Annotated in this window: 18 protein-coding genes; 13 read left to right on the top strand and 5 right to left on the bottom strand. The window is 74.2% G+C overall.

Going from position 1 to position 20574, the window contains the following annotated elements; translation table 11 throughout:
• Positions 1-56 precede the first annotated feature (56 nt).
• The 7 genes from cseB (at position 57) to ACIF8S_RS08230 (ending at position 6786) form a co-directional block, all read left to right on the top strand.
• A complete protein-coding gene (gene cseB, locus ACIF8S_RS08260; RefSeq protein ID WP_399998081.1) occupies positions 57-755 on the top strand; it encodes a two-component system response regulator CseB in 699 nt (232 codons plus the stop codon).
• 15 nt (positions 756-770) lie between these two features.
• A complete protein-coding gene (locus tag ACIF8S_RS08255; protein ID WP_399998080.1) occupies positions 771-2018 on the top strand; it encodes an ATP-binding protein in 1248 nt (415 codons plus the stop codon).
• A gap of 407 nt (positions 2019-2425) precedes the next feature.
• Positions 2426-3358 carry a D-alanyl-D-alanine carboxypeptidase family protein gene (locus ACIF8S_RS08250; RefSeq protein WP_399998078.1) on the top strand — a complete coding sequence of 311 codons (933 nt, stop codon included), beginning with the start codon at positions 2426-2428 and terminating at the stop codon, positions 3356-3358.
• Between the two features lie 6 nt (positions 3359-3364).
• Positions 3365-4342 (top strand): endonuclease/exonuclease/phosphatase family protein, encoded by a 978-nt coding sequence (locus ACIF8S_RS08245; protein ID WP_399998077.1) that lies wholly within the window; start codon positions 3365-3367, stop codon positions 4340-4342.
• 139 nt (positions 4343-4481) lie between these two features.
• Positions 4482-5057: a dihydrofolate reductase family protein gene (locus ACIF8S_RS08240; protein WP_399998076.1), complete on the top strand. Its 576-nt coding sequence runs from the start codon at positions 4482-4484 to the stop codon at positions 5055-5057.
• Between the two features lie 172 nt (positions 5058-5229).
• Positions 5230-6075, top strand: coding sequence for a hypothetical protein (locus ACIF8S_RS08235; RefSeq protein ID WP_399998074.1), 846 nt, complete (start codon positions 5230-5232; stop codon positions 6073-6075).
• Between the two features lie 75 nt (positions 6076-6150).
• Entirely contained in the window at positions 6151-6786 is a 636-nt protein-coding gene (locus ACIF8S_RS08230) for a peptidoglycan-binding protein (RefSeq protein ID WP_399998072.1), read from the top strand.
• A gap of 27 nt (positions 6787-6813) precedes the next feature.
• On the opposite strand, the gene ACIF8S_RS08225 is transcribed toward ACIF8S_RS08230, so the two are convergent.
• The 3 genes from ACIF8S_RS08225 to ACIF8S_RS08215 all read right to left on the bottom strand — a co-directional run bounded on the left by ACIF8S_RS08225 (position 6814) and on the right by ACIF8S_RS08215 (position 11242).
• Complete coding sequence (locus ACIF8S_RS08225; protein ID WP_399998071.1) at positions 6814-9216, bottom strand: SpoIIE family protein phosphatase; 2403 nt, start codon at positions 9214-9216, stop codon at positions 6814-6816.
• Positions 9217-9528: 312 nt separating this feature from the next.
• Complete coding sequence (locus tag ACIF8S_RS08220; protein WP_399998069.1) at positions 9529-9903, bottom strand: hypothetical protein; 375 nt, start codon at positions 9901-9903, stop codon at positions 9529-9531.
• Positions 9904-10324: 421 nt separating this feature from the next.
• Entirely contained in the window at positions 10325-11242 is a 918-nt protein-coding gene (locus ACIF8S_RS08215; protein WP_349794747.1) for a MurR/RpiR family transcriptional regulator, read from the bottom strand.
• A 442-nt stretch (positions 11243-11684) separates the two neighbouring features.
• Between ACIF8S_RS08215 and ACIF8S_RS08210 the strand changes: the two genes are divergently transcribed.
• Both ACIF8S_RS08210 and ACIF8S_RS08205 read left to right on the top strand, forming a co-directional pair.
• Positions 11685-11846, top strand: a complete 162-nt coding sequence (locus ACIF8S_RS08210; RefSeq protein WP_199785308.1) for a hypothetical protein — start codon at positions 11685-11687, stop codon at positions 11844-11846.
• A gap of 143 nt (positions 11847-11989) precedes the next feature.
• Positions 11990-12403 carry a DUF3662 domain-containing protein gene (locus tag ACIF8S_RS08205; RefSeq protein WP_349794748.1) on the top strand — a complete coding sequence of 138 codons (414 nt, stop codon included), beginning with the start codon at positions 11990-11992 and terminating at the stop codon, positions 12401-12403.
• 56 nt (positions 12404-12459) lie between these two features.
• On the opposite strand, the gene ACIF8S_RS08200 is transcribed toward ACIF8S_RS08205, so the two are convergent.
• Both ACIF8S_RS08200 and ACIF8S_RS08195 read right to left on the bottom strand, forming a co-directional pair.
• Positions 12460-14013, bottom strand: coding sequence for an ArnT family glycosyltransferase (locus tag ACIF8S_RS08200; protein ID WP_399998476.1), 1554 nt, complete (start codon positions 14011-14013; stop codon positions 12460-12462).
• A gap of 219 nt (positions 14014-14232) precedes the next feature.
• Positions 14233-14937 (bottom strand): nucleoside/nucleotide kinase family protein, encoded by a 705-nt coding sequence (locus tag ACIF8S_RS08195; RefSeq protein ID WP_399998067.1) that lies wholly within the window; start codon positions 14935-14937, stop codon positions 14233-14235.
• An 88-nt stretch (positions 14938-15025) separates the two neighbouring features.
• On the opposite strand from ACIF8S_RS08195, the gene ACIF8S_RS08190 reads away from it, so the two are divergent.
• The 4 genes from ACIF8S_RS08190 to ACIF8S_RS08175 all read left to right on the top strand — a co-directional run bounded on the left by ACIF8S_RS08190 (position 15026) and on the right by ACIF8S_RS08175 (position 20397).
• On the top strand, positions 15026-15763 hold the full coding sequence (locus tag ACIF8S_RS08190; protein WP_399998065.1) for an HAD family hydrolase: 738 nt from the start codon (positions 15026-15028) through the stop codon (positions 15761-15763).
• Entirely contained in the window at positions 15760-18114 is a 2355-nt protein-coding gene (locus ACIF8S_RS08185; protein WP_399998064.1) for a glycoside hydrolase family 65 protein, read from the top strand. The genes ACIF8S_RS08190 and ACIF8S_RS08185 overlap by 4 nt, the downstream gene beginning before the upstream one ends.
• Positions 18115-18292: 178 nt before the next feature.
• Positions 18293-19789: a hypothetical protein gene (locus ACIF8S_RS08180; protein WP_399998063.1), complete on the top strand. Its 1497-nt coding sequence runs from the start codon at positions 18293-18295 to the stop codon at positions 19787-19789.
• 134 nt (positions 19790-19923) lie between these two features.
• Positions 19924-20397: a DUF5709 domain-containing protein gene (locus tag ACIF8S_RS08175; protein WP_399998062.1), complete on the top strand. Its 474-nt coding sequence runs from the start codon at positions 19924-19926 to the stop codon at positions 20395-20397.
• Positions 20398-20574: the final 177 nt, after the last annotated feature.

Genomic DNA, 20574 nt, shown 5'->3' with positions numbered 1-20574 from the left:
GGCGGCCCGGCCTGCCCGCCGCCCTCACCGACCCTGCGACGCCCCGTTGGATGCACATGCCTGAGACCCCCGCCGTCACCGTCCTCCTCGTCGAGGACGACGAGGTGATCCGCCGGTCCGTCGCCCTGGCCCTGGAGCGCTACGGCTACCAGGTGGTCACGGCCGCCGACGGGCTCGACGGGCTGGAACTGTTCCGCGAGGGCCACCACGACCTGCTGCTGCTCGACGTGATGCTGCCCGGCCTGGACGGCATCGGACTGTGCCGCCGGATCAGGGAGACCAGCACCGCCCCCGTCCTGATGATGTCGGCCCGCGGCGACTCCCTCGACGTGGTGTCCGGCCTCGAGGCGGGCGCCGACGACTACGTCGTCAAGCCCGTCGACACCGCCGTCCTCGTGGCCCGCATCCGCTCCCTGCTGCGCCGCGCCACCTTCGCGCCCGCACGGGCGGGCGGCCCGCCCGGCACGCCGGACCGGCTCGTCTTCGGCGACCTGGCCATCGACCCCGCCGCACTGGAGGTGTACCGGGACGGCACGCAGGTCGAGCTCGCCCCGACCGAGCTGCGGCTGCTTCTGGAGTTCGCCGAACACCCCGGCATCGTGCTGGACCGGCAGACCCTGCTGCGCAACGTGTGGGACTACGGCTGGGACGGCGACTCCCGGGTCGTCGACCTGTGCGTGCAACGACTGCGCAGGAAGATCGGCGCCGACCGCATCGAGACCGTCCGCGGTTTCGGCTACAAACTGCGCCGCTGACCCGGAGAGCCGGACATGCCGATCGTACGGGCGCTGCTCAACCTGCGCTCCCTGCACTGGAAGATCATCCTGCTGGTGGGCGTCGCCTGCGCCACCATGGCCCTCACCGTCGGGGTGCTGGTGCACGAGTCGACGCTGGCCCGGTCGATGCACGAGGGAGCCCTCAGAGCCGCCGACCAGCTCCACCGGGCGGAACAGGACGCCCGCCGCACCGGCCAGGCACCACCCCTGGCGACCCCGGGCGAACTCCCGGAGTCCCTGCTGCGCCAGGTCGAACGGCACGGCAGCGGCACCCTCTACGAGGACGGCCCGCCCGCGCCCGTCTACTGGGCCGCCGAACGCAAGGACGGGCAGCTCCACGCCCTCAAGACCGACATGACCGCGGACCTCCTCACCCGGCAGGCCCTGGACCGGCACCTGTGGAAGTACTCGCTGGTCACCCTCGCCGTCGTCATCCCGGCGACGGCCCTCGCCACGGAGCTTCCGGCCAGACGGCTGCGCCGGGTGGCCCGCACGGCGCGCAGCATCACGGCGGGCGATCTGGAGGCGCGTACCGGGATGGGCCGGCGGGGCGGCGACGAGATCACCGAGATCGCGGCCACGGTCGACTCCATGGCCGACAGCCTGCGCGAACGCATCGTCAGCGAGCAGCGGTTCACCGCCGACGTCGCCCACGAACTGCGCACCCCGCTGATGGGCCTGGTCACCTCGGCGGGGCTCCTCCCCGAGGGAGAGGCGACGGAGCTGGTGCGGGACCGGGTGCGGGTGCTGCGCGACCTCGTCGAGGACCTGCTGGAGATCTCCCGCCTCGACGCGGGCGCCGAACACGTCCAGCCCCGGCGGGTGGCCCTCGCCGAACTGGTCGAGGAGTCGGTGGCCCGGACCGGCCTCCCGGCGACGGTCACCGCGACCGGCGCGCCGGCCGCCGAGACGGACCCGCGCCGGCTGGACCGCATCGTCACCAATCTGGTGGTCAACGCCCACCGGCACGGTGCCGGGCCCGTGGAGATCACGGTCTCCGGCCTGACGGTCACGGTGCGCGACCACGGCCCCGGCTTCCCGGCGGACCTCCTGGCCCACGGCCCCCAGCGGTTCCGCACGGGAGCGGAGCAGCGGGGCCGGGGACACGGGCTGGGCCTGACGATCGCCCGAGGCCAGGCGAAGGTGATCGGCGCCCGGCTCGACCTCCGCAACCACCCGGCGGACGGGGGAGCGGTGGCGGAACTGCGTCTGCCGGACGGAGTCACGCCGCCCGGCCGATGACCGACGCGGCGGTCCGCGGCCCGCCGCTTCGCGGGTCGCCCCCGGATGCCCGCGGCCTGCCGGCCGCCCCCAGGGACGCCTGCGGGACGCCGGCCGCCTGCCGGTCGTCTCCCCCCCTCCCGGGACGCCCGCCGCCTGATGGCCGCCCTTAGGGGTGCTCGCCCCCTGCCGTGCCCCCCCCGGGGAGGCCCGCCGCCCGCCCGGTGTCTCCACCCGGGTGCCTGCCGCCCGCCCTTGATACACAACCGACGTGTCACCGAGCGCCGCCGGTGCTTCGGCGCCCGTCCTCCGGACGCACCACCCCCGCAGCCTTGCTGCCGTACCCGCCGTACGTCAGCCCGGAGGTGGCACCCCGCATGTCCCTGTTCCCCGTCCCCCGCAACCGCTCAAGGGGCACACTGCTCGTCATGACCGGCCTGACGGCGCTGGTCGTCCTGTTCGCCCTGTTCCCGGCCGGTCTCAGCGGGGCGGGCGGTTCCGCCGGACGGGACACCGCCCCCGCGATGCCGGAGGGCGGCCTCGAGGAGATCGCCGACGACGGCGGCATCCCGTGGCCGGGGGAGGGCCAGACCGCCGTGGCCCTGGAGGGCACCGGCCCGGTGGTGACGCGCGGCACGCAACGGCCCGTACCGATCGCGAGCCTCACCAAGGTGATGACCGCCTACGTCGTCCTCACCGACCACCCGCTGCGCCCCGGCGAGGAGGGCCTCTGGATCGAGGTGGACCGGGAGGCCGCGTACGAGGCCGGCGTGGGCGACGAGTCCACCGCCGTCGTCACGGCCGGCGACCGCCACACCGAGCGGGACCTGCTGGAACTGCTGCTGCTCCCCTCGGCGAACAACATCGCCCGCCTGCTGGCGCGCTGGGACGCAGGGAGCCAGGAGGCGTTCGTGCGGAGGATGCAACGCGCCGCGGACGAGCTGGGCATGCACGACACGACCTACACGGGCGCCAGCGGCATCGAGGCGACGACCACCAGCACGGCCGCCGACCAGCTGAAACTCGCCCGCCGGGCGATGCGGAACCCCGTCCTGCGCGAGATCGTGGCGTCCCGCGAGGCCACCGTCCCCGGCGTCGGCAGGGTGAGCAACAGCAACACGCTGCTCGGCACGTCGGGCGTCGTCGGCCTCAAGACCGGATCCAGCACCCCGGCGGGCGGCAACCTCCTGTGGGCGTCGGAGATCCACACCGGCGACCGCACCCGCCTCCTCCTCGGCGCGGTGCTGCACCAACGGGCGAACACCACCCCCGGCGAGGGGCTGACAGCCGCCCTGGAGGCCGCCCACGCCCTGGTCGACGGCCTCCGCGGCCGGCTGCTGCCGGTACGGACCGAGGGCTGAACGGCGATGACCCTCACCCCTGCCCCGGACCGGCCCCGGACGACCGCCGAGCCCCGGCCGCCCCGCGGACGGCGTCGCCGAGGCACGCTGACGACCGCCTGCGCCGTCCTCCTCGCCGCGCTCCTCGCATGCCCCGGTCTGCGGCCCGACGGCCCCGGCCACCTGGGCAGCCTGACCGACACCCTGCTCCCCTGGACGGCGCTCGCGCTCCCCCTGCTGCCGGCCGCGGCCCTGCTGCGCCGCTCCCGTACGGCCCTGGCCGCCGCGGCCCTGCCGCTCGCCGTGTGGCTGACGGTCTTCGGCAGCACGCTCACCGACAAGTCCGCCGCCGGCGGCGACCTCACCGTCGTCAGCCACAACGTCAACCAGGACAACCCCGACCCGGAGGGCACGGCACGCCAACTGGCCTCCGCCCACGCGGACATCCTGGCGCTGGAGGAGCTGAGCCCGGAGACGGCACCCGTCTACGAACGGGCCCTGGCGCCCGCCTACCGCTACCACTTCTTCGAGGGAACGGTCGGCATCTGGAGCGTCTTCCCCCTGCACGACGCGCGCAGCCTGCCGATCATGCCGTGGTCCCGCGCCCTGCGCGCCACGGCACAGACGCCCCGGGGCCCGCTCGCCGTGTACGTGGCACACCTGCCGTCGGTGCGGGTGAGCCCGGCGGCCGGATTCACCACGCGCGCCCGTGACGCGGCGCTCGCCCGGCTGACCGGCTTCATCCGGGCGGAGGACGCCTCCCGGGCCGTGGTGCTGGGAGACTTCAACGGCTCCGCCGACGACCGGGCACTACGCCCCCTGACCTCCCGTTTCGCCTCGGCGCAGACCACGTCGGGCGCGGGATTCGGCTTCACCTGGCCGTCCGGTTTCCCGGTGGTCCGGATCGACCAGATCCTCGTCGGGGGAGTGCGGGCCACATCGGCCTGGACCCTGCCCCCGACCCGCAGCGACCACCTCCCGGTGGCGGCGCGGATCGCCCTCTGACGTGCGGGGGCGGAACACCTGAGGAACGGTGGCTGACGAGGCGATGAGCCGGGCACGCCGGCGGAGTCCTTTCTGCATGACCGGCACTCCGCCCGTCCGCTCTCGCCTCCACGCCGACGCACACCCCGAGGAGCCCGCCATGACCGCCACCTACACCTTCGACGTCTTCTCCAGCCTCGACGGATACGGAGGCGCGGGCGGCGACTGGACCGGCTACTGGGGCAAGCAGGGCCCGGAACTGCTCGACCACCGCCTCGCCCAGTACGCGGGGGAACAGCGGATGGTCATGGGCGCCCACACCTACCGGGCCTTCGCCCAGATGCTGTCCACGAGCACCGAGGAGTCGGACGTACGCGACCCCTGGGTCACCCGGATGCGCGCCCTGCCGGCGACGGTGGTCTCGAACACCCTCCAGGAACCGCTCGACTGGCCGGACGCCACGGTGGTCAGGGGCGACGCCGTGAACGTCGTGGCCCGCCTCAAGGAGGAGTCCGACGTGCCACTGCGCTCGCACGGAAGCCTGTCGATGAACCGCGCCCTGATGGCGGCCGGCCTGGTCGACCGCCTCCAGGTGACGATCTTCCCGGTGATCACCGGCCGTACCGGCCTGGACCGCGTCTTCGAGGGCGCGGCCGACTTCGACCTGGAACTGATCGAGTGCCGCACCCTGGACGACCGCATCCAGGAATGCGTCTACCGCCCCACCGTGCACTGACACCGCCCACCGTGCACTGACACCGCCCACCGTGCACTGACACCGCCCACCGTGCACTGACACCGCCCGCCGAAGCGGCCCTCCGGTGATCGGGGGACGGCCGGCACCCGTCATGATGAGCCGCACATCCGTGCCACTCATGCGCGGGTCACCGTAGCCCCGGGGAGCCCCCATGCCGTCCGTCCGCCCGCGGATCCTGTACGTCAGCGACCTGGCCTACCCGGCCCGTGGGCGCCGTTACTGCGACGAGGACATCTTCCTCACCTCCCGGCTGCGCGCGGACATGGACCTCGCCCTGTGCCACCCCCGGGACGCCGTCGCCCTGATGGGCGGGTTCGACGGCGTCGTGGTGCGCAACAGCGGGCCGGTGCTGGGATACCTGGACGCCTACGAGGAGTTCCGCGCGCACGCCGTCGCGACAGGCACCCCGGTCTACAACCCGCTCACCGGCCGCGGGGACATGGCGGGCAAGCAGTACCTGCTGGACCTCACCGAGGCCGGCTTCCCGGTGATCCCCACGGTCGGGCGGCCGGAGGACCTGCACCGGCTGCCCCGCGCCGAGCGGTACGTCGTCAAGCCCCGGCTCGGCGCCGACTCCCACGGACTGCGCGTCGTCCCGCCCGGCGAGGTGACCGCCCCGGCCGGCGGCGACCTCCTGGTGCAGCCGTACATCGACTTCGTGTACGAGGTCTCCTTCTACTTCGTCGACCACTCCTTCCAGTACGCCCTCCACGCGCCCGACCCCGCGCGGCGCTGGCAGCTCGAGCCGTACCGGCCGACCGCGGACGACCTGGACTTCGCCCGGCGCTTCATCGAGTGGAACACCCTCGACCACGGCATCCAGCGGGTCGACGCCTGTCGCGCGCCCGGCGGGGAACTGCTGCTGGTCGAGCTGGAGGACCTCAACCCGTACCTCTCCCTCGACGTCCTCGACGACGCGCGGCGCGACGTGTTCGTCACCGCGCTGTCCGCCTCCCTGCGCGACTTCCTGCGCCAGGCCGCCGGCCCCCGGAGCTGAACCGGCGGGGCCCCGCGCACGTACCTCCTGCCGTGGACGGATCGACTCCACCGGCCGGTACGGAAGGAGAGCGACGTGACGACAGCGCAGGGGCCCGGGTCCCCTGACGGACCACCCCTCGAACCCGTCCGCGTGCTGCGCCCGCGCCGCACCGACGCCCTCGCGGAACTGTTCCGGGACTTCGAGCGGGGCGACGACGACGGAGAGGTGGCGCCCCCTCTGCCGCCGGAGGGGTCCGAGGAGGTCACCCGCGAACTCCCGCCGGTGCCCGCCGGCCCACCACCGGCCCCCGCCCGCCCGTCCCGGTGGCGCCGCGCCGCACCGGCCCTCGTGGTGGGCGTCGCCGCGCTGGCCGGCTTCGGGGGCGCGCTCCTGTTCACCCAGCCCCCGCCCGACGACAACGCGGCACCGGGCGCCCCGGCTACGACCGGCCCCACGACCGGCGTCCCCGCACCGGCCGCCCCGCCGAGCCCGGCGGAGGCGGGCTTCCTCCGCGAGGGCGACACGGGACCCGAGGTGGCGGCCCTCCAGGAACGGCTGCTGCGCGTCCCGGACGTCTACCGCGACGGCACCACGGACGGCCGCTACGACACCACCCTCGCCGAGGCGGTCGCCCGCTTCCAGCTCTGGTACGGCGTCCGCGGCGACGAGACCGGCGTCTACGGCGACGACACCCGCCGGGCCCTGGAAACCCACACGGGCGGCCCATGACCCCCCGAGGCTGTTCCCCGCGGGGGGCTAGAAGTCCTGCGGTACGCGGATGTCCAGGACGCACACGTCGTCCCGGCGTTCCTCCTCCAGCATCGCGTCCAGCAGCGTCCCGAGGGCGCCGGCGCCGTCGGCGGGGTGGGTGAGCGCGGCGTCCGCGAGGCGGGCCAGGCCCACGTCGATGTTCTCGGGCGGGCGCTCGACCAGACCGTCCGTGTACAGCATCAGCCGGTCGCCCGGTTCGAGGAGGTACTCGCTCTCCTCGAAGTACGGGGCGTTGGTGGCGCCGAGCAGCATGCCCGGCGGCCGCGGCAGGTACGTCGCCTCGCCCCCGCGCAGCAGCAGCGGCGGGGTGTGGCCCGCCTGGGCCCAGACCAGGCGCCGGTCCGCCGCGTGATAGCGGGCCAGGACCATCGTCGCGGTGCCGTGGGCGTCCCGGGAGTGCAGCAGCAGCGTGTTGAGCCGGGCCAGCGCGCCGGTCAGCGACGAGCCGGTGCTGACCATGCCCTTCGCCGTGAACCGCAGCTGCGCCATCGTGGCGACGGCGTCCACGCCGTGGCCCGCGACGTCCCCGACGACGAACAGGGCGTCCCCGTCGGGCAGTTCGATGGCGCTGAACCAGTCGCCGCCGACATGGATGCCGGCCTGCGCGGGCAGATAGGCGACCTCGACACGCAGCCCCGCCAGATTCACCACCTTGTCGGGCAGCGGCAGCAGGGCGTTCTGCAGCCGCGCCACCAGGACCCGCTCGGACTGCAGCACGTCGTGCTGGGTGAGGATCGCCCGCTCGCTCTCCACCAGGGCGAGCTCCGCCCGCCGCCGCGCGGTCAGGTCCTGCACCACCCCGTGCACCTCGACGGGCGTGCCGTGCGAGTCCGCCACCACCTCGGTGACGAGCCGCAGATGCCGTACGCCGTGTCCGCCGCGGACCCGGAACGAGGCGTCGAACGGCTGCCCCTCGCGCAGCAGCGCCTTGACGGCCGCCTCGAGTGAGGGCCGGTCGTCGGACAGCGCGAGCGCGGGGACGTCGACGAGCCGCACCGGCCCGTCCGCCGGATCCCGGTCGAGGATCGCGAAGACCTGCGCCGACCAGGACGCCTCGTCCCTGGAGAGGTTCCAGTTGGCCCAGCCGAGGTTGCCCAGCCGCTGCAGCTCGGCCAGCCGCTGCTCCTGCCGGTCCGAGGAGGCGTGCCGGAGCCAGGTGACGACCAGCGCGTCCTCCAGACGCGTCACCCGCACCGAGTAGGTGGCCAGCTCCAGGACGCCGTCCACGGTCTCCTGGTGCGCGAACGGCTCGCTCTCGTACGGCCCTGCGCCGGCCAGGGTGTCCAGGCAGCCCTGCCACATCGGCAGGTCGGTCAGGTCGGGCCGCACCTCCCGCAGCCGCCGTCCGGTCGGTTCGCCCGAAGGGCTGCCGAGGAGGTCGGCGGCCTGGGCCGTCGCGGCGTCGACGCGGAAGTCCTCGACGTCGCCGGACGCGCCGCCCAGCGGGGTGAGCAGCATCGCCGGGACGGGCAGGGCCGCGAACAGCGCCTGGACCGCGTCCGTGTGAGTGTCGTCGGCGGCCTCCGTGGGGGCGGTGAAGGTGCGCAGGCGTCCGGCGCAGAGCCGGATCATCGCGTGCAGGTGCGCGCGGTCGCGCGGGGAGAAGGTGCCGGGGCGTCCGCGCAGCACCCCGATGCACAGGTCGGAGCCGTCGCCGCCCGCCAGCGGCAGCCAGACCCGGGACTGCCAGCGCTCGGGCGGCTCACCGATCAGCAGGTACCGCGTGCTGTCCTCGGCGAAGTTCTCCAGCCAGCACGGTTCACCGGAGCGCAGGGCGTCCAGCACGGCGACCCCGCTGAACGGCGGGACCTGACGCCATCGGGCGGCCAGCCCCTCGTCGACGCCGGCGTGCCCGACCAGTTCCAGACCGCCTCCGGGCCGCCGGGCGTAGATCATCACCGAGTCCGCGTCCAGCTCCGGGGCGAGGTGGTCCAGCAGACACCGGGCGAGGGTCTGGTGCGTGTCCACGTGCACCAGGGCGCGGCCGAGGCGGGCCAGGGCGTCGGCGACGTCGGCGGGGGCCGAGAAGGGGGCCGGGGCGTCCAGGGGTGCCGAGGCCGCCGCGCCCTTGCCGCCGGAGTCCGGGCCGCCGGTGGCCGCGTCGGTGCCCGGCCGGGCGGGCGTCCGTGCGCCGAGGGTGATCCAGCACTCCTCCAGCAGGGTGCGGCGGGCGGCCTTGGCACGCCCGTGCAGGGTCTCCTCCGCGGCGTCGGCGGTACAGCCCGTCAAAGCCATCACAACGCCCTTGGCGCGCTCCACGACGACCGTCGTGGCGGCCTGCCCCCGCAGCCGGTCCATCTCCGCGCGCTGCTGGGCGACGACCCTGGCCAGTTCGACCAGGTCCGGGACTGTTCCGGGCTCGACCGGGGCAAGGCGATCGCTTTTCACACCCCGAGCATTGCACACCCGCGCTGGTTCGTTGACCGGCTTGTTCCTACGGATTCCCGCCCGGGCCCGGATCTCGGCACCCCGCCCGGACACAGGGCGTACGCGTACGCCCTCGACCTCACGAACCCCAGCAGCCCCACCTCGGGCGGCGCGTACGGGGCGGGCTCGCACTGTCCCTCGCGGCGCACATGCGGCGCACGCAGGACCGACCTGCGTCACCACGCCCCCTTGGGGAGCCACGTCGGTAGGGGCGCCGGCCGCGGACGCCCGACCGGAACGGGCCCGGCGAGGCCGGACGGGCCCGCGGGTGGGTCAGCGGCCGCTTTCGTCCAAGGCTTGCGTCACCGCCCGCACGCTGCGGGCGATGTGCTGGAGCTGCATCAGCTCGGCGGCGTACAGCTTGATGGTGTGCTCGATCACACCCTCGTGGAGTCCCAGCCGGGGCAGGTCGGCCCGGGCGGTCTGCAGGGCGGTGCGCGCCACCCGGATCTCGTGCTCGACCTGGATCTGGGCATGCCGGGCCAGCAGGACGGGGTGCCGGATGAACGCCGGGTAGCTCGCGTACCGCGCCGGTACCAGTTCGCGCAGCCACTTGGCCGCCGAGCGTTCCCAGTCGTAGCTCCCGGGGGCCTTGACCTGGCAGGGCCAGTCGGGACTGAGGCGCGTGGACGTCAGGGGCATGATCATCGCTTCCGGGTGTACGGCGTCGCCGGCGCGGGCGACGGGGTGGGGCGGCCCCGGTCCAGGGGGAGACCGGGACCGCCACGGGTGGCCGGGCAGGGGAGGCCCGGCCGAACACCCGGACCGCCGGTGCGGGTAGGAGCCGGCGGCTTCGGGTGTTCGCGCGGGTGCCCGGTGGAAACCGGTGCAGGACCGCGGCGTCGGTGCGTGCAGCGCATGGCGGACCGTCGGCCTCCAGGGGCGGGCGGGTGCGGTGGACGGAACGCGGTCCGGAGCGGCCGGGCCGTGATCCGTGAGCAGTATTTATATATGCCAACCAGTTTTCAAGACGTATGAAAACATTCATGCCCGCTGTGAAGTGGGCGGGTGACGGCGAAGACCGGTGGGTACGGACTCGGTGCGGGTTCGGTCCGGGTTCGGTCCGGGCTCAGTCCCGGAGAAAGAACTGATGCTCGTCGGCCACCTGCTCGTAGTCCTCGAGCCGGGCCTGCGTCCGCTCCGGATCGGCGTCCGTCATGGCCTGCAGCAGCGCCGCGCACATCACGCCGGGAGCGGCGTACGAGTCGAACACCAGGCGGGAGCCGGTGCCGGTGGCGAACGTGACGTCCGCCTCGTCCACGAGCGGCCCGAGCGCCAGATCGGTGATCAGTGCGACCTTCAGCCCGGCGCTGCGCGCCACCCGGATCGCCGTCAGGGTCTCCTGCGCGTGCCGTGGCATGGAGAAGGCCAGCACCCAGGTGCCGCCCGCTTCCCGCGACTGCAGCAGCGCGTCGTAGGCCACGCTGCCGCCCAGCGTCACCAGCCGCACGTCCGGGTGGATACGGCGCGCGGCGTAGGCGAAGTACTCGGCCAGGGAGACGGAGATGCGCAGCCCCAGCACGGTGAGGGGGGCGGACGAGGACAGCTTGCGTCCGACGTCGATGACCCGGTCGGTGTCGGCGAGGTCCCGCCGCAGGTTCTCCAGGTTCTCGATCTCCGCGTCGACCGCGGCCTGCAACTCGTTCGCCCGGTTCTCCTCGGCGTGCCCGCCGGAGCGGGTGCCGAGGGTGATCGCCTGGAGCCTTTCCCGCAGCGCGGGGTAGCCGCTGAAGCCGACCGCGGAGGCGAAGCGGGTCACCGACGGCTGGCTCACCCCGACCCGGTCGGCGAGGTCGGTGATCGACAGGAACGCCGCCTCGGTGATGTGCTCGATGAGGTACTGGGCGATGCGCCGCTGGCCGGGGGAGAGCCGGGGCCGGTCGAAGAGGGTGCGGAGCTGGGCCGTCGGGGACAGTTCCGTGTCCGGGCCCGCCTTTCCCGAGGTGATCGCGGATGCCTGTGCGCGTGCCTGCTGCGGCGATGGCACCGGTGCGCCTCCTTCGTCTCCCACGAGGGTTCAACATAGCCCACACACCCGGGTGACCAGCCTCGTCACCCACCCCGCTCCGGCCCCGCCGTCCTTGTGTTCCCGGCCCCCGTATCGCCCTCGCTTCCCGCCTGCGATCGGCGCCCCTACAGCCCCCGCCTCCCGGCCGGAACGCACCCGCGCGCCGCCCCCGCCTCCCGGCGGAACCTCACCAGCGCACCGCCTCTGTCCCCGGCCGGAGGCACCTCCGCACCGCCCCCACCCTCCCCGGGCCGAAACGACGTCCGCACCGCAGCCGCACCCCCGGGCGAGACCCGTCCCCGATGCCGGGGGATATCCCCGCCCGCTCAGGGAACCCGCCGACACAGCGCTGCACAGCGACCACGCTCGACAGCACCGGAACACGAGCACAACCCCTGAGATCACGAGGAGCACAGCGGACATGACCGTCCCCGAGGAGAACCGGCCGAAGACCCACGACACCGACGAAACCCTCGAGCAGCGGACCGAGGGCGACGCGCAGGCGCAGGGCGGCACCGGCCGGACCATGCGCGAGGCGCTGGAGGAGGCCGAGATCCGGCCCGACGACTACGAGGAGCGGTAGGGCATGCCGCTCGGATCACGCCGCGGGCGCGGGGGCCCGCCGGTCCCCGGCCGCGCGGCCTGGTCCGAACGCCATGCCCGCCGCACCAGTCCCCATGTCCCGTCCCCACGTCCCGACGCGACCGAGTTTCGGCAGGTGACAGCATGAGCGCCCTCAGCACGCTGGAAGAGGCACTGGAGAACCGATGGGAGGCGCTCTGGGCGCGGATGTTCGGGCGTGATCCGCTCGAACTCGTCGACGCCCTGCGGCGCGAGTGCGACAGCAACGCCGTCGTGTGCACCGCGGGACGGGTGATGGTGCCCAACGCCTACGACGTGGAACTGGCCGCCCCGGTGCACGAGGAGCTGACCCGGCGGGGCGACAGCGTCGGGCAGGTGCTCACCGACCGTCTGGCCCGGCACGCCGCCCGCCAGGGCTACGAGTGGGCGGGCCCGCTCACCGTGCACGTCCGCCGCTCCTCCGAGGTGCCCAACGGCCGTTACCGCGTGGCCAGCACGGTCATGCGGCATGTGAGCGCGGTCGGTTTCCGGCGCGCCGCCCAGCCGGCCGACGGCTGAGTCACCCGGAACTCCTGAGTCACCCGCGACTCCGCGCACGCGCGGTGGGCGCGCCCTCACCGCCGGTAGAGCGTGATCGAGTGCCCCACCTGGTCGATCCGCCTGCTGCTGTCGATGAGTTCGGCCAGCCGCCCGGTCGCCTTGGCCGCCGCGGAGTCCGACACCACGAGCACCCCGCGTACGTCCCCGGGCGCCGCCCGGCGCGGATCGTCGGCGTCGATCCCGTAGTACGCGGGCACGCCCGCCCCCTTGTACACGAGCCAGATCCGCTCGCCCCGGTACCGCTCGTCCAGCCGGTCGGCGAGCCGGCCGAGGTCCTGCCCCCAGTCGACGTTGGAGTCGTGCAGCCGGAACCGGGTCTTCGCCGGCCCGCCGAACGCCTCGTTGGAGTACGGCAGATAGTAGGGGAACGTCCGTAGCGAGCTGACGGCGACGAACGCCACCAGCGTGCCCGTCACCACCCGCGTCCACCGCCACCGCACCCGCACCACGCACCCGGCGGCCACCGCGAGGAACATCGGCAGGACGACGGCGTACCGGGTGCCGAAGTCCCGCGACCCGTACATGGCCGCCGCCAGCAACACCGCGGGCGTCAGCAGCAGATACGGGGCGGCGGGCCGCAGCGGGCGCAGTGCCGTCACGACGGCCGACCCCGCCGCCCACAGGGCCAGCGCGCCCAGCGGTGTCTTCACCAGCAGCGCCGCCGGCAGGTAGTACCAGAGCGACCCCGTGTACAACTCTCCGAAGAGGAAGCCCTGCCAGGGCAGGTTCTCCAAGCCGAACTGCATCCGCATGCCGTCCCGGAACGCCTCGGGAAGCGGGAGCAGCCGCACGGCGAGCCCCCGCAGCCCGCCGACCTCGGGGACGTGGTGCGGCGGCCCCCAGCGCAGTCGGGGATCGACCGCCAGATACGCGGCCCACACCGCGGCGCACGCGATGAGCCCGAACACCACGGCACCGCCGGCCGCCCGGCCGAGCCGGCGCCTGCGCTCACCGGGAGAGGCCGGAGCGGCCGACCACACCGATACGGCGGCCAGGACCGCGAGTACCGGCAGCGCGGGCAGCACACTCATCTTCGTGGCCAGGGCGGCCCCGAACGCCGCACCGGCCGACGGCACATACGGATACGGCCGACGCCGTGCGCGCCACAGCAGCCACACCGAGGTGAGCACGAACCCGGCGGCCGGGACGTCCAGCGTGGCCAGGGAACCGTGGGCGATCACGTCGGGGGAGAGGCAGTACAACCCGAGCGCGACCAACGCGCCCGCCCGGCCCGCCACTTCGCGGGCGAACGTGAACACCACCAGCCCGAACAGCAGGGTCAGGACGATCACCGGCAGCCGGGCCCAGAACATCACCCGCCAAGGGTCGTTGCCCGACTCGTACAGCAGCCGGCGCCCCAACTCGGTCTGGTCACCGTCGAATCCCCGCTCCGGACGCGGATCGGCGACCGCCACCCCGGCGGCGATCACCAGCTTGCCGAGCGGCGGATGCTCCGCGTTGAACCGCAGGCTGTGCTCGTGCAGATAGACCGCGGCCGTCCCCACGTACACGGGTTCGTCGATCGTCGGTGTCTGCCGCACGGCGGTGGTCACCATCGCCACCGCCATCTGTCCCAGCAGCAGCACCACCGCGACGACGACGCCCCACCGCCGCACCGCACCCCGGAGCGGGGACCCGCCGCCACCGCCCGCGCCGTCGACGGCGACCGCGTCCGGTGCCCCCGCCGCCACGAGACCACTCATGGCCCCACTCTCGCACCGTCCCGCCGCGCGCGACGCCCGTCCAGGTGATCCGCAGGCCCCGCTCACCACGCGTCCGGCTCCGCGTCAGCCGGCCGCGGTATTCCCCGAGTCCCGCACCGGCGGCACCGACCGCACCGCCGTCACCGCCGTCACCGCCGACTCCGGCACGACGAGGTCGGCGCGGTCCCGGGTCGCCGCGACCAGTGCGGCGTTGCGCTCGTCGGACCGCTCCACCCAGGCGACGGCCTCCTCATGGCTCTTGCCGAACCGTTCGTGACGGGCGATCAGCCGCCGCAGCCGCTCCTCCTCGTCCGGCGCGCAGAACCACACCTCGTCGAGCAGCGGCCGTACCCGCGACCAGGCGCCGGTGCCGAGCAGCAGGTAGTTGCCCTCCGTGACCACCAGACGCGCGGCCGGCGGCACGGGGATCGCGCCGGCCAGCGGCTGCTCCAGGTCCCGTTCGAAGCCGGGGGCGTACACGACCTCGTCGTCGCCCTCCTCGCGCATCCGTCCCAGCAGGGCCGCGTACCCGGCCGCGTCGAAGGTGTCGGGGGCGCCCTTGCGGTCGCGGCGGCCGAGCCGGTCCAGCTCGGCGTCCGCGAGATGGAAGCCGTCCATCGGCACCCACGCCACCCAGGGCTCCCCGGCGCCGTTCAGCTCCCGCACCAGGCGCTCGGCGAGTGTGGACTTGCCCGCGCCCGGGCTGCCGGCGATGCCGAGGAGCGCGCGCCGCCCGCCCCGGGGCAGGGCGCGGGCACGGCGGAGGAGGTCGTCGAAGGTCAGCGCCACACGGCAGAGTGTGTCACCCGGCGGGCCGCACCACCCGTGTGGCCCGCGCCACTCACTGTCCGGCGCCGTACGGGGAACGGTGTCGGGTATGACGGATCTCGGTCTGCCCGAACACATCGAGGCGTGCCTCTTCGACCTCGACGGCGTCGTCACGAAGACGGCCGTGGTGCACGCCGCCGCCTGGAAGGAGATGTTCGACGCCTTCCTGCGCGAGCGGGACGGCCCCGCCTTCACGCCCTTCACCGGCACCGACTACGACGCGTTCGTGGACGGGCGGCCGCGCGCCGACGGCGTCCGCACCTTCCTCGACTCGCGCGGCATCCGGCTGCCCGAGGGCGGTGCTGACGACCCGCCGGACGCCGGCACCGTGCACGGTCTGGGCAACCGCAAGAACGAACTGCTGCTGGAGAAGATCCGCACCGACGGTGTGGAGCCCTACGACAGCACCCTGCGCTTCCTGCGCGCGGTCCGCGCGAGCGGACTGCGCACCGCGGTCGTCTCGTCCAGCGCCAACTGCCGCGACGTGCTGCGCTCCATCGACGCCGAGACCCTCTTCGACGTACGGATCGACGGCGTCGTCGCCGCCGAGCGCGGACTGCCCGGGAAGCCGGCGCCCGACACGTTCCTGGCCGCCGCCCGCGACCTCGGCGTCGAGCCGGCGCACGCGGCCGTGTTCGAGGACGCGCTGGCGGGCATGGACGCCGGACGCGCGGGTCGCTTCGGTCTCGTCGTCGGCGTGGACCGCGTGGGCCAGACCGACGCGCTGTACGCGCACGGCGCCGACCGGGTCGTCACCGACCTGGCCGAACTCGGAGGTGAACGGTGAGCACCGACCGCTGGTACGACATCGACCCCTGGACGGTCCGCGAACGCGGCCTGGACCTGGAGCGGCTGCCGCAGAGCGAGTCGGTGTTCGCGCTGTCCAACGGCCACGTCGGCTGGCGCGGCAACCTCGACGAGGGCGAACCCCACGGCCTGCCCGGCTCCTACCTCAACGGCGTCCACGAACTGCACCCCCTGCCCTACGCCGAGGCCGGCTACGGCTACCCCGAGTCCGGGCAGACCGTCATCGACGTCACCAACGGCAAGGTGATCCGGCTGCTGGTCGACGACGAGCCGTTCGACCTGCGCTACGGACGCCTCGTCCACCACGAACGCACCCTCGACCTGCGCCGGGGGACACTGACCCGGGTCTGCGAGTGGACCTCCCCGGCCGGGTCCACCGTCCGGGTGCGCTCCACCCGGCTGGTCTCGCTCACCCAGCGGGCCGTCGCCGCCGTCGCCTACGAGGTCGAGCCGGTCGACAGCCGCACCCGCGTGGTGCTGCAGTCCGAACTCGTCGCCAACGAGTCCCTGCCGGGCCCGGACGGCGACCCGCGCGCCGCCCGCGCCCTGCGGTCCCCGCTGGAACCGGAGGAGGACTTCGCCCAGGGCCGCCGGCTGCGGCTGCTGCACCGCACCCGGCGCAGCGGACTGCGGGTCGCCGTGGCCGCCGACCACGTCGTCGACGGACCCGACCGCACCACCACCGACTGCGAGAGCAACGTCGACCTGGCCCGGCTGACGGTCACCTCCGTTCTGGAACCGGGACAGCGGCTGCGGGTGGAGAAGCTGGTCGCGCACGGCTGGTCCGGAGCCCGCTCGCGGCCCGCGATGAGCGACCAGGTGGAGGCGGCGCTCGCCGCCGCCGCGCACAGCGGCTGGCAGGGCCTCCTCGACGAACAGCGCGACTACCTCGACGCGTTCTGGGCCCGCGCCGACGTGGAGGTCGACGGCGACGAGGAGATCCAGCAGGCCGTGCGCTTCGCCCTGTTCCATGTGCTGCAGGCGGGCGCCCGCGCCGAACAGCGGGCGATACCGGCCAAGGGCCTGACCGGCTCCGGCTACGACGGGCACGCCTTCTGGGACACCGAGGTGTTCGTGCTGCCCCTGCTGATCTGCACGGTGCCGGAGGCCGCCGCCGAGGCGCTGCGCTGGCGGCAGAGCACGCTGCCCGTCGCCCGCGAGCGCGCCGCGCAGCTCGGCCTGCGCGGGGCCGCGTTCCCCTGGCGCACCATCGAGGGTTCGGAGGGCTCCGCGTACTGGCCGGCCGGCACCGCCGCCTTCCACGTCAACGCGGGCATCGCCGACGCGGTGGTGCGGTACGTCCAGGCCACCGGCGACGAACGCTTCGAACGCGACACCGGTGTGGAGCTGCTGGTGGAGACCGCCCGGCTGTGGCGCTCCCTGGGCCACCACGACGACCGGGGCGTCTTCCACATCGACGGGGTCACCGGGCCGGACGAGTACAGCGCCGTCGCCGACGACAACACGTACACCAACCTCATGGCCCGGGCGAACCTGCTGGCCGCCGCCGACGCCTGCAAACGCCACCCCGACCGGGCGGCCGGCCTCGGCGTCGACGAGGAGGAGAGCGCGAGCTGGCGCGACGCGGCCGAGGCGGTGCACCTGCCCTACAACGAGGAACTCGGCGTGCACGAACAGCACGCGGGCTTCACCCGCTACCAGCGGTGGGACTTCTCCGGCACCCGCGCCGACCACTACCCGCTGATGCTGAACTTCCCGTACTTCGACCTCTACCGCAAACAGGTGATCAAACAGGCCGATCTGGTGCTGGCGATGCACACCCGCGCCGACTGGTTCGAGGAGCGCCACGACGAGGAGCAGATCGCCCGCAACTTCGCCTACTACGAGCCGCTGACCGTCCGCGACTCCTCCCTGTCCGCCTGCGTCCAGGCCGTCCTCGCCGCACGCACCGGACACCTGGAACTGGCCCACGCCTACACCGGCGAGGCCGCGCTCATGGACCTCGCCGACCTGGAGCGCAACACCCGCGACGGGCTGCACATCGCCTCCCTGGCCGGGGCCTGGACCGCCCTGGTCGCCGGCTTCGGCGGCATGCGCTGGGACGGCGACGGCCTCCGGTTCGCCCCCCGGCTGCCGCCCGGACTGCGCCGGCTGGCCTTCACCCTGGGCCACCTCGGACGGTGCCTGCACGTGGAGGTCACCGCCGACCGGACCACGTACCGCCTGCGTTCGGGACCGCCGCTGACGCTGCGTCACCACGGCCGTGAGCTCACCGTGCGCGTGGACGCCCCCGTCGAGGGCCCGGTCCCGGTGCCCGCCCCGAGGACGTCGCCCGAACAGCCCCCGCACCGGCGCCCGCACGCACGCTGACCGGGCCGCCCCGGCACCGGAGGGGAACGTTTGGCCGTGTACCGTCTGCACGATCGCGTCGGCCGGGTTAGCTTGGCCCATGATCCCCGGACATCCGGCTTCCCCGGGGCCCGGGTCCCGTGGTCCGTACGAACCGTGGGACCCGGCGGCCCTGCCGCGTGGCAACGAAGGACGGACGATGACCCAAGGCGCCGGCGCCCCGCCGACCGTGACACGGCGGCCCGAGGAGCGGTCACGCCCGGACAGCCCGCGGCGCCTGCGCGGCGCGTGGCCGCTCGCGGCGCTCGCCGCCGTCTTCACGGTCGCCCAACTCGCGCTGGTGCGGCCCGTGCTGGGCCTCGGCTGGGACGAGATCGTCTACACCAGCCAGGTCACCACCCACCACCCCGCCGCGTTCTTCAGCGCCCCCCGCTCCCGGGGCGTCTCCTTCCTGGTCGCGCCCGTGGCGTCCTGGTCCGACTCCACCGCCCTGCTGCGCGTCTACCTCGCCGTGGTCTCCGGCCTCGGCCTGTTCCTCGCCCTGCGCGTCTGGCGCGGCCTCTTCCCGACCCGCGTCCTGGTCGTCGGCGGGGCCTTCTTCGCCTCCCTCTGGGTGACCCTCTTCTACGGCCCGCAGGCCATGCCCAACTACTGGGTGGCGATCGGCGCGCTGGTCGCCGTCGGCGCGTACCTGCACCACCGTGACGACCCCGCGGCCCGCGGCCCGCTCTGGGCCGTCGTGGCGGGCGCCGCGCTCATGGCGTGGATGCGGCCCACCGACGCGGTCTGGGTCGCGCTGCCGCTGCTCGTGCTCGCCGCGGTCGGCCGCCGCCCGCGCTTCCTCGCGGCCACCGTGGGCGGCCTCCTGGCCGGCGGCGTGCCCTGGGTGATCGAGGCGTACGTGGCGTTCGGCGGCCTCTCGGAGCGGCTGGCGGAGGCCTCCCGCATCCAGGGCGGCCTCGGCCTCCACATGGCCGTCGACGACCAGCTGCGCAGCCTGGGCGGACGTGCCCTGTGCCGTCCCTGCACCGGGTCGATGCCCCATCCGGTGATCACCCTGTGGTGGTTCGTGCTGCCGCTGCTCGCCGTGCTCGGCCTGGTCGTCGCCGTACGGGCCGGCCGTGCCCTGCGCACCGCGGTGCCGCTGGCCTGCGCCGTGACCGCGGCGGTGCCGTACCTGTTCACCATCCAGTACGCGGCGCCCCGCTTCCTCCAGCCCGCCTACGCGCTGCTCGCCATCCCCGTCGCGGACGCCCTGTGGCACCTGGTCACGGCGCCGCGCGGGAAGTGGCGGCCGGCCGTCCGGACCGTGGTGGCGCTGGGACTGGCGGGGCACCTCGTGGTGCAGCTGACCGTTCTGGTGCACACCGTGGACCGCTCCACGGCCGGCCGCGAGGACTGGGCCCGCACGGCCGACGGACTGCACCGGCTCGGCGTCGACCCGCCCTGCCTGATCACCGGGCACGAGTCCATCCCCATCGGCTACTACACGGGCTGCTCCTCCGGTGCGACCGCCGGGAACAACGAGAACATCACGGTCGCCGGCATCCTGCGCACCGCGAAGGACACGCCGGTCGCCGAGATCACCCGCACCGGCAGCCTGCCGCCCCGCTACGCCCGGTCCTGGCCCGTCCACCGGGTCGAGGACTACGACATCCGCATCGCTCCCGGTTCGGTGGACGCACCGCGCGGATGAGGCGGCGCGCACCCCGGGTGTGCCCGCTTTTTCCGCAGGTAGGACGGCTGACGGGGTTAGAGATCGCCTGACGGGAAACGCGGATCCCACATACGAGACCGCATACGCCGAAGCAGCGCGACAGGGAGGACGCCATGGGCTCCGAACCGATGGGGGACGACGTCTACCAGCCCACCGGGGACAACGAGCAGCAGGAGGACGGCGCGCCGCTCGACATGCAGGACGCCCTCGACGAGCGGGACTACGACGACATGCTCGACGAGGGCTACTCACCGCCGGAGAAGGCGGTGGGGGTCACCAAGCACGGCATCACGGCGGCCGAGCAGCACGACGGGGAGACCCTCGACGAGCGGCTGGCCCAGGAGGTGCCGGACCCGGCCACGCCCGACGGCGACGGGGTCGGTGACCTGCCCGGCGGCGAGGGCGAACCCGTCGACGCGGAGGCGGGCACGGACCGCGCGGGACGCCTGGTCGCCCCCGACGAGGGCGCCCACAGCGACGTCACCAAGGAGTCCGTCGCCGACGACGTCGGCATCGACGGCGGTGCGGCGGGCGCGGAGGAGGCCGCCATGCACGTCGTGGAGGACGAGACGGAGCTCCCCGAGTAGGACGGTAAGTCCGTCCCGGCCCCTGGCGGCAGGGACGTCCGGGAACCGTTGCCGACCGCCGTCGGGCCCGGGGGCCCCCCCCCCCCCCGCCCCCCGGGGGGGGCCCCCCCGCCCCCCCCCGGGGGGGGGGGGGTGGGGGGGGGGGGGGGGGGGGGCTGTACCACCCGGCGGGGCCCA

This window comes from Streptomyces sp. NPDC085937, from assembly GCF_044540535.1.
GTDB lineage: Bacteria > Actinomycetota > Actinomycetes > Streptomycetales > Streptomycetaceae > Streptomyces.
The sequence above is the reverse complement of the archived record's forward strand: the minus strand, read 5'-3'. Positions and strand labels throughout refer to the sequence as shown.